The sequence below is a fragment of the Herbaspirillum sp. UBA812 genome, assembly GCF_002296545.1.
GTDB classification, from domain to species: domain Bacteria; phylum Pseudomonadota; class Gammaproteobacteria; order Burkholderiales; family Burkholderiaceae_D; genus Herbaspirillum; species Herbaspirillum huttiense.
In genome coordinates, this window is record NZ_DBIC01000365.1 from 1 (window position 1) to 8,615 (window position 8,615).

The window sequence follows — 8,615 nt, forward strand, 5'->3', positions numbered from 1 at the left end:
CCCGCCCCTGCCCCTGCACTGCGCGTGTAGATCATTGCGCCGATGATGATGGCGGCCACCAGCAGCAGATCACTGCCGCCACCGCCCCCGCTCATTGCTTTGCTCATGCGTAAATTCCTTCATTGAAAAGCCGCTTCTCGTCGTAGCGGCGGTTGCGGATGCCGTTTTGCAGGTCAGCCGATACCCAGTACACGGACTCATCTGCGATAGCGTTGATGCCGTTGCCGGCGTTCACCTGGTCCGCGAACTTCTTGAACGATCGCGGCGACATGTTGTAAGCGATCGATACGAGAGCATCGAACTGCTCTTGCGACACAGGGACCGTCACGTAGAGCTTTACCCACTTCTCACCACGGCTCACCAGATCGTCAGCGAAGATCGCTTCCGCCTGATCCCGGCTGATCGTCTCCGGCAAAGCGTTGGGGTTCGTATCGAAGTGGCCATAGCCCCAGGTGTAGCCGCCGTCGCCCAGCGAGTAGCGCGTCAAGCGCAGCCGTTCGCGGGCCTTCAGCATGTTGATTCCGTTTTGCGATGTCTTCATGTCTTGCAATGGTTGATCACTGAATGCGCCCGCCACCTCATCAAAGGTGGTGAGCACCGTTTCTGATATGCCGTCCCATCCCGCGCCATCCTGCTGGCGGCTCATCACGATGTAAGCGGCCACGAGCAGGGCGGCGGCGATGAGCACGTCTTCACGCATTGCTTTCCTCGTACCACTCGATGCAGCCGGTGATATCCACGTTGGCAATGGTCTCAATAATCAGGAACCCGTTGCCTGGCTTCAGCACCACAGGTTCCTTGAAATTGAAAGTCGAGAACTGGCCCGCCGAGAGGTTCAGCACCAGCATGTTGTTTCCGCCCTGATAGGCGTTGACGGTCTGGTATCGCAGTTCTGCCGCAGATACAGTCGCACCGGCAAGCTTCGCAACACCATTGCCTTGCAGCGACGACAGAGCCGCAGCATTCGTGCGGAAGAACACCCCACCGTTCTGGCTACTGGAATACGTCGCCGATTCGATGATGATGTTTTTGCCCGATCCTGGCGGGTTCCACAGTTGCAGGTGCGAATAGAGCCCAGCGCCAGCCGGACACTGCACGCCGCCCATGAAAGCCCCGCCGCCGAGAGTGCGCGATTTGCCGCCGTCGATCACTTCCACTGCGCCGGTCGTGCGGTTGTCAAAGAAACCGCCGTCGGCGATCAGCAGCATGCCGATAATGGTTGCCTGACCGCCCGCATTGGTCACTTGCAGATTGTTGAAAACGCGATTGTCGAGGCGGAAGCCCTGGCCAGGCATCAGAATGTATTCGTCGCCCAGGTCAGTTTTGACCTTGATGGAAGGGTCCGCGCCGCCCGCGCTGCCGGCCTTGTAGTAGACATAGTTGCCGACCTGGCTCACCGGCTGCATGCCGTTCGCCACCAGGTTCAGCGGGAAATTCATCATTTGTAAGCCCCCTTCGCGGCAATCATCCCGATAGCGATCACGCCCAGGCCCACCAGCACGCGATTGCCGTTGACCTCTTCGGTCGCGGTCTTGAACGCCTCTTGCGTCTTGTCCACGGACGTGCCCACCAGCGCCAGCGTCTTATCGAACGAGGCCTGATTGTTCTTGCCCATGGTGGTCAGCGCGTCGAGGACGCTGGCCACGCTGCCGGTATTCGCGTCGATGGCCTTCGTTGCGACTGCGCCGGACAGGTTCAGTGCGGCTTGCACTGCCCCGTTATCGGTCACCACGACCGTATTGCCCGATCCCGATACGCCGGTCGAACCATCCCCGCCCACGATGCGTTTGTCTTCCGACGAAATATTGTTCGTGGTGCTGGTGTTGGCCGTGGTCGAGGAATCGCTACTGGACTCCCCGCCGAAATACAGCGGCAGGAACGCGGCGCAGAACCATCCCACCCAAATTTTCAATACGCTCATGGCGCTATCCGCTTTCTCATCACATTGCCGCACCGGACATATCCCAGCGCGGCGGCTTTTTTCATCAGGCCCGGTCGAATGGTCCGGAAGGCCACGCTACCGAATCCCGCCGCCTGGAACGTCACCACCCGGTCAAGGGCGTCCGTCAGGTCTATTTCTGCCCTTCCAGCAGCGGCCAGGATGAAGACCTCACCGCCGATTTGTTCCAGCAGGTAAGCGCCAACGGGCTCCCCGTCAATTCCCAGCATGTAGCAATGGCCACGCGGTATCAGTTCATTCAGCGATTGCGCCCCCTGCCCCCTCCCCTTGCGCTCTGCGGCGGCCAGCCACGGCATGGCCTCGCCAGGTGAGCACTTGCGAAAGGTCAGGAACGACGCGCCAGCAGCCATATGGCCAAGCCCCCGAGGATGTACGGCATCCAGTTGCGGGAGCCTGTGAGCGCACTTGACGCACCGGCCCCCGCGTTCGCATCGCTCGATCCGGTGGCAGACTGAGTGCCGCCGTCCGAGTGAATGCTTACATTCCATCCGCTATGATCGAAGACGAACGGGACCGATACCGGGATGCTCAATCCAGCGTTGGAACTGGAACCGGAGGTGGCCGGCCCGCCCGACGCCGAAAAGCTCATTGGCATTCCGGTCATGTTCAGCCTTTCGAGAACAGGACGTATGCCAGAGCGCCGAGCACCAGCAGCGGCATCAAATTGCCACTGGTGCCGACGGTCACGCCGATGGACGGCCCGTATTGCGGCGGATTCCCGACGCTGTTGGACAGATTCCACGCCGCGTTGCTGGCAGCGTGGGAAAGGCCATACATGAGAACATCAGTCCAGTCCGACGCCTGCGGGTTGTACTGCTGCGGCCCGAGCTGCGCGCTTGCACCGTTCGGCCATACCGCGCTGTAGGTCATGTCATCCATGGACATACCCCCCTTACAGGTTCGGGATCAGGTCGATAGCTTCAACCACGTTGTTGAGCGCATCGGCAGCGGTCAGGTACGCATTGAACTCGAATTGATCGTAGGTCTTCGCACCTGCGCCGACCTCGCTGATAGTGGTCACCTGCGCTTGCGGGTTGTTGTCCACGATGAAGTCGGTCACGAAGGCCTGCGCCTGCGGGGTCTTCTTGTTCTGCACTTGCAGGAAGCGCGCCGCCAGGCAGGTCTGATCGAAGATCACCTGGCCGTTTTTCTTGACTTCCATGCGGTTGAGGTTGCCGTTTGCACCAGCGGTCCAGTTCGTGCCGGTATAGAACGACCACAGGCGCTTGACCAGCGCGCCACGGAAGTTCAGCGGCAGGGTAACCTTGCCACCGACCGGGCTTGCGTTCGGGTAGTTGAGATACTTCAGCACCACCGGATTGCCCTGAGTCGGCTCGAACATGCCGAATGCGTCGATCTTCGGCGCGACGGCGCTGCCGGCGATAGTGATTTCCACGATCACATTGCCGATGGACATGGCCTGGAAGAGATCGATGCCGCCGATTTCCTTCTGCGGGAAGATGGCCTGGTCACGTTCGGTGAAGTCCAGATACAGGAAGCCAGCGCCGTCGGCGTTGCCCTTGTAGTTGTTGATCGCGTTGAGCTGGGCGATGGTCAAATCCCAGATCAGGCGCGGGCCGATCTTCACTTTGATGGCGGTGATGTTCGCCTTCGTGAAGGTGGTGCCCGACAGCGCCAGGAAGATGCCGGTCAAGGTCAGCTGGCCACCGGTCAGGATGGTGAGAGTCGCAATGGAGCCAGGCGCGACGTTCACCGGCTGTTGCAGAGGATAGTTGATTGCCATTTTTCTTCGGTTCCCCGGTTAGGCCAGTGCTTCTTGCACGAGGCCACGCGTGATGCTCACGCGGTTCAGTACGTAGATGACCGCCAGGGTAATGACGGCCTGTTTGATTGCGTCCTTCATGGCGCGCTGTTACGACGGCAGCAGATCTTTGACGCTGGACGGCAGCGAAATCGACTTGCTCACCAGTTTGGTGGCGGCGATCACGGCCAGAACGAACGCGGCTTGCTTGATGTAGGTCTTCATGGGTTCCTCAGTGTTAGGAGTCGTAGGACTTGACCAAGGCCTTCAGCGCAGGAACGCGAGACACCAGCCACGCCACGCCGATGACGGCTATGGCGGTGGCGATGACCTCTTGCGAAATCTTTTCCAGCGATGGGAGGTACTTACTCATGCCCGTTTCAAAATTCGTTGAATCAGGCTCCATGAAAACAGGACGCGGCGTGACCGAATATGGCCGGTAGCCCTACCCTTACGCCGCCTACGGGTAGGGAGAATCCGAGTTAAAAATTTTCGTTATTTCGGGATTCTTACAACACCTTCCGTCACCTGCCGGCTGGCGCGGTCGAAGTGCAGGTACGCCAGGTTCGGCAATGCCTTGATGCGCGCCGGCTCGATGTCCATTTTCGCGGCCACAACCTTGCGGTGAGCCTCTTCGCCCAGGTAGCCGCAATGGATCACCGTGGCATTGCCCAGGAAGGATTTATCGATCTGCGCGGGGAACTGGCTGGCGGCGATGATGTGCAGGCCGTCGTGCCGGCCATCGTTGCAGCAGTCCGCCCAGGCGGGCGGCGCATAGCTGGGCGTGGTATATCGGCCCAGTTCCTCAATCACAAAGGTGCAGTTCTTCGCGGTCTGGACGATGCGGCACAGGGTTTCGAACTCATCCTGGCGCGCCTTTTTCGTCAGTCCGCGAGGGATGTAGCGCAGGCGGAACTCCTTTCCGAACGACGCCTGCGCCAGCGCGGCCAGGGACGGCATGAGCTCACCGAATTCCTCATTCTCGTTTTTGGTGTCGAGGATGATGAGGCGCTTCGGCTTCAACTTGCGCAGCCGTTCCTTCATCCACAGGCCCTTGCCGCAGCCGGACGCGCCGACGACTGCCCAAATCTGCGCGTTATTGGCTGTGCTCATTGATGACCTCGCCAAACGGCTTTTCTTGATTTCCGGCGTTTTGAGCCGTTTTTTCGGCCCGCTTGATGGCGAGGTATTCCCGACCCAGCATAAACGCCTGGAACGTGGGCGGAAGGGCCACCACGGCCAGCATTACTTCCGGTGTCATCTTCTCGCCCAGGTTCCAACCGCGCTTGATTTCCACGGCGGTAAACTGCGCGGCGATGGCGTCCACCACTTGCGGTGTATAGCACTCAGGGAGGAATGGCAGCATTGGAGTGAGCATGCCGATGCCGAGTTGCAGCAGATCGCGGTTGCGGCTGAATGCGCTGTCCTGCATGTTCTGTTGATCTGCTGCCGGCTCGATGGGGTTGCCCTTCTCATCGACGGTCACCAGCGGCGCTACTGCGTCATCCACGGCAGCGGCCGAGGAAAGCAGGGCCTGCTGTTGCGGGTTCAGCGGGGTATCGTTGGCGGCGCTCATGCGGCCACCTTCTTTTTAGGGACGCGCACGCCGAACACCATTTCGTATTCGGTTTCTTCTTTCGTCTGTGCCGCTGGCGCGGCTGGCGGTGCTGCTGGGGGTTCGTCCTGTTCCGGCGCGGGCGCGCCGTCCTTCATCTTGGCCAGGAGCATATCCGCCTGGTGCTTGTTCCGCGGGTGATACGACGCGTAGCACTCAGGGCAGTGGCGGTACGGCTTCTTGTTTTCGCCGTCCAGACTGATTTTGATATCTGCTTTTTGATGCCCGCATTCCGGGCAATGGGTGATGCCGAGTTTCTTGCTTGCCATGGTGGTCCCCTCTTGCCGCGCCCGGTAAGGCGCGGCCTGGTGGCGGCGACGGCGCGCCTCGTGAGCACGCCGCCCCATTGAAAAAACTTACGCTGCCGACGCAGCTTGTTGCGCTTCGCCGTGGGCGTTGGCCAGGGCGATCAAGGCATCTACCTTGGATCCGATCACGCCGAATTCGGTGAGCACGTCGCCCACCTTGGCCGAGATGGCGTCGACCACGTCATCAACCGTGATCGGTGCGGGCGGCGGCGTGTCCGCGATGTTGGCGATGATGTCTTCGAGTTCCTGGCGCTGCATGTTGTAGTTGGGCTGCTGGTCGGTGTTGATCCCGTAATTGTCGAGGATAGTGGCCAATGCCAGCGCCAGCGTGCGCAGGCGTGCTTTCGTTTCTTGGATGGTGTTCATGTCATTTCCCGTCGTTGGAGTTCGACCGCTTCAGTTCGTCCACTTCGGTACGGAGGCGGTCAAGCTCCGTTCCCACTTCCTTCAGCAATTGCTTGATGCCGGCCGGCAGCATGAAGCCGGCCACCATCAAGGCTTTGTCTATCTTTTCGCGCATGATTTATCCCAATATCGTTCCGAAATCGTCCAGACTGGACGCCCCTTCCCTACTTCCGCCGCCGCTTGGCGGGCGTCTTCGATCATGTCAGCCATGCGGCTTTCATCTATGGCGATGCCCCGGAATTCCTGGCTGTCAAACCAGTCCGATGCATCAAAATTTGGTACTGGACTCGTGCCCTTCACTTCCGCCGCCCAGGCTGGCGGCGTACAGTTATTGACACGAGTCCAAGGAACGTCAACGGCGCGCATTTTTCCGACCACGCGCCATTCATACCGAGTCGAGGCATAGATACCGGCTTCCGGCCTCGCCCTGTCGAAAATCCCGGTCGGCTTCTCGCCCTCATACACGCCGTACTTACCCTGCACTGTGCGCACTTCCTTCGCCACGGCAATGAGGTAATTCCGGCCCACGCCGATGCCACCTTGCGCCCGGATGTAGGCTGCAAAATCGGCCGGCTTGTCTTCTGTCTTCTGCACGGCTTCATGCGCCTTGCGCACATGCTCGCTCGCGCCTTCTACCTTGTCAGCGGTCACGCGGCGCAGTTCACGCCATACCGTGACAGGCGGTTGTCCTATGGCCTGAAACTGGCGGATGCCCCAGCATGCCGCCCAGGCTTCCACGCGCTGGCATGGCCGGATCACTTCATCCCCAATAAGGTCTTTCTCGATCACCTCGCCGTCACGCGCCTTGTGTTCCGGCACATGCTCATCGTCAATGTTCTTGCCCACGTACTTTGCGATGTAGCCCGCTGCCGTGCCCTTCCCTGCCTCGATGCGGACGATCTTGATGCGGTTGCGTTTCGCGCCCGGCTCTTCGCCGTCTTCCGCCAGGGCGTATGCCTGCATGATCTTGATGAACCGCTCCACCTTGTCAGCTGCCACGAACAAGAGCATGTGCCAGTGTGGGCAACCGTCATGGTGCGGTTCAGCAATGCGGAATCCGTACGGCTGGATTCCTTCACGGGCAAATGCTGCGCGCTCGCACTGCCATACGTGCTGCAAGTAGGCGTGCCCTTCGCGTGCCGATGCGCCGTTGTAATTCGGGTTGACCGTGCCGGACTGCGCCAGCACGGCATGAAATTTGGAGGGGCAAGTCTGTGTGACGAACACCCCCACGTGGCCCAAGTCGTTGGCGATTTCCTCGCAACCACGCATCCTTAGCATCAGCTCACCGCGCCGCACCTTTCGGTTTGCAACGCTTTTTGCCACAAGGTCAGCCAACGCATATTCTTGTCCCTGATCGTTCGCCATCTGGACCGAATCCAGTATCTTGGCGTTGCGACGGTTCTGGTCCAGGCGGCGCAACACGGTTTCGTCACTGGCATATGCCCCAGCCCGAACAGAAACCAGACCCAGGCGCACGGCAGCATGCTCGAAAGTGCGGCCAAACACCTTGCGGAACTGACGCCGCCACCACGCGGGATCGCAGCAGCGCGCAATAAATTGAACGTCATCCTTCACCCCCGGCGCTGGTACGCCCTGTTGATCGCACATGGCCTGCATGCGCTGGCGCAGCGCGGCCTTGTCATGGACTCGCCCCGATAGGGACATGCACTCTTGCGAGCGGTGCAGCGCGGCTACGCAGAGTTGCGCATCCGTCGCATCCAACGGGATCGGCGCGGCTGTCACCTCATCCAGCAGCGCCGACAACTTCAGATACCGTTCTGGCAATTGCCCGACCACGACGCCGCCGCGAGCCTGATGCAACTCGCGGTACGCCTTCCGGCCCCAGCGCGGGGGCAAGCCCGCGATGGTCCGAATGCCGTTCTCTTGCCGTATTGTTGGCATCAGTGCGCCTCGATGCCCGTCAGCAGCACACCTTGCAGGCCGTCATTCAGCTCATCAAGGGCGCGCTGCGCCTGCTCGAAGAGCGCCACCGGCACTTTTACGCGCGCTTCGCGCAACGCTGCCAGTTCCATATCCAGACGGCGGCGCAGTGCGGAATGCAGTTCCAGGCCAGCACCGATGACTGCAATTTGCCCCTCATGCAGCATGCTCAGTCCCCCCCTGTCAGGAGAATCACCAGCTCAACGAGCACCGCCAGCATCCATGCAAAGGCGAGTCCCGCAGCAGTTACCACGCCCCACGCGAGCGCCAACGGGGCCAGTATCGCCAGCGCCAGCAGTTCCACGATTTCACGTTTCTTCAGCGCCATCGCTCACCCCTTCGTCAGTTCCAGGGCGCTCAGGATGGTGGCCGAGCACAGCAGGCCGAAGCCGATAGCGCACATGAATGCGTCTTTGATCTTGGCGGCCATGGTCATGCCCCAGCCAAATACAGGACGACTGCCGATCTTGCATTGCGGTAACGCACCGCCTCCCGCTCCCAGTAGGTAGCGTTATCGTGCATGCCCAGGCGCTTGGATTCGATTGCCCGGATGCCGCAAAACTCTGCTTTGTCGCTCAATGCCCCCATGCATGCCCCGACTTCCTCAGGCAGCAATTCGAG

The 8,615-nt window shown here is 60.4% G+C and carries 16 protein-coding genes; all 16 read right to left on the bottom strand.

Annotated elements, in window-relative coordinates; translation table 11 throughout:
• Nucleotides 1-103: 103 nt before the first annotated feature.
• A complete protein-coding gene (locus tag B3873_RS24060; RefSeq protein ID WP_286869476.1) occupies nucleotides 104-700 on the bottom strand; it encodes a lysozyme in 597 nt (198 codons plus the stop codon).
• Nucleotides 693-1,442, bottom strand: coding sequence for a hypothetical protein (locus B3873_RS24065; protein ID WP_286869478.1), 750 nt, complete (start codon nucleotides 1,440-1,442; stop codon nucleotides 693-695). Before B3873_RS24065 ends, B3873_RS24060 begins: the two co-directional genes overlap by 8 nt.
• Nucleotides 1,439-1,921: a hypothetical protein gene (locus B3873_RS24070; protein WP_286869480.1), complete on the bottom strand. Its 483-nt coding sequence runs from the start codon at nucleotides 1,919-1,921 to the stop codon at nucleotides 1,439-1,441. Before B3873_RS24070 ends, B3873_RS24065 begins: the two co-directional genes overlap by 4 nt.
• Nucleotides 1,918-2,256 (bottom strand): hypothetical protein, encoded by a 339-nt coding sequence (locus B3873_RS24075; protein ID WP_286869482.1) that lies wholly within the window; start codon nucleotides 2,254-2,256, stop codon nucleotides 1,918-1,920. Before B3873_RS24075 ends, B3873_RS24070 begins: the two co-directional genes overlap by 4 nt.
• Before the next feature lie 310 nt (nucleotides 2,257-2,566).
• Nucleotides 2,567-2,839 (bottom strand): hypothetical protein, encoded by a 273-nt coding sequence (locus tag B3873_RS24080; RefSeq protein ID WP_286869484.1) that lies wholly within the window; start codon nucleotides 2,837-2,839, stop codon nucleotides 2,567-2,569.
• A 13-nt stretch (nucleotides 2,840-2,852) separates the two neighbouring features.
• Nucleotides 2,853-3,704 carry a major capsid protein P2 gene (locus B3873_RS24085; RefSeq protein WP_286869486.1) on the bottom strand — a complete coding sequence of 284 codons (852 nt, stop codon included), beginning with the start codon at nucleotides 3,702-3,704 and terminating at the stop codon, nucleotides 2,853-2,855.
• A gap of 256 nt (nucleotides 3,705-3,960) precedes the next feature.
• Nucleotides 3,961-4,095: a hypothetical protein gene (locus B3873_RS24090; RefSeq protein ID WP_286869488.1), complete on the bottom strand. Its 135-nt coding sequence runs from the start codon at nucleotides 4,093-4,095 to the stop codon at nucleotides 3,961-3,963.
• 122 nt (nucleotides 4,096-4,217) lie between these two features.
• Nucleotides 4,218-4,835 carry a hypothetical protein gene (locus B3873_RS24095; RefSeq protein ID WP_286869490.1) on the bottom strand — a complete coding sequence of 206 codons (618 nt, stop codon included), beginning with the start codon at nucleotides 4,833-4,835 and terminating at the stop codon, nucleotides 4,218-4,220.
• On the bottom strand, nucleotides 4,819-5,298 hold the full coding sequence (locus tag B3873_RS24100; protein ID WP_286869491.1) for a hypothetical protein: 480 nt from the start codon (nucleotides 5,296-5,298) through the stop codon (nucleotides 4,819-4,821). The genes B3873_RS24095 and B3873_RS24100 overlap by 17 nt, the downstream gene beginning before the upstream one ends.
• Complete coding sequence (locus tag B3873_RS24105) at nucleotides 5,295-5,606, bottom strand: hypothetical protein (RefSeq protein ID WP_286869493.1); 312 nt, start codon at nucleotides 5,604-5,606, stop codon at nucleotides 5,295-5,297. Before B3873_RS24105 ends, B3873_RS24100 begins: the two co-directional genes overlap by 4 nt.
• An 87-nt stretch (nucleotides 5,607-5,693) precedes the next feature.
• Nucleotides 5,694-6,011, bottom strand: coding sequence for a hypothetical protein (locus tag B3873_RS24110; protein WP_286869495.1), 318 nt, complete (start codon nucleotides 6,009-6,011; stop codon nucleotides 5,694-5,696).
• A 1-nt stretch (nucleotide 6,012) separates the two neighbouring features.
• A complete protein-coding gene (locus tag B3873_RS24115) occupies nucleotides 6,013-6,165 on the bottom strand; it encodes a hypothetical protein (RefSeq protein WP_286869497.1) in 153 nt (50 codons plus the stop codon).
• Nucleotides 6,150-7,874 (bottom strand): replication endonuclease, encoded by a 1,725-nt coding sequence (locus tag B3873_RS24120; RefSeq protein WP_286869499.1) that lies wholly within the window; start codon nucleotides 7,872-7,874, stop codon nucleotides 6,150-6,152. The genes B3873_RS24115 and B3873_RS24120 overlap by 16 nt, the downstream gene beginning before the upstream one ends.
• An 80-nt stretch (nucleotides 7,875-7,954) precedes the next feature.
• Nucleotides 7,955-8,161, bottom strand: coding sequence for a hypothetical protein (locus tag B3873_RS24125; RefSeq protein ID WP_286869502.1), 207 nt, complete (start codon nucleotides 8,159-8,161; stop codon nucleotides 7,955-7,957).
• Nucleotides 8,162-8,163: 2 nt separating this feature from the next.
• On the bottom strand, nucleotides 8,164-8,322 hold the full coding sequence (locus tag B3873_RS24130; protein WP_286869504.1) for a hypothetical protein: 159 nt from the start codon (nucleotides 8,320-8,322) through the stop codon (nucleotides 8,164-8,166).
• Nucleotides 8,323-8,426: 104 nt separating this feature from the next.
• The coding region (locus tag B3873_RS24135) for a hypothetical protein (RefSeq protein ID WP_286869506.1) at nucleotides 8,427-8,615 on the bottom strand (189 nt) is incomplete at its 5' end.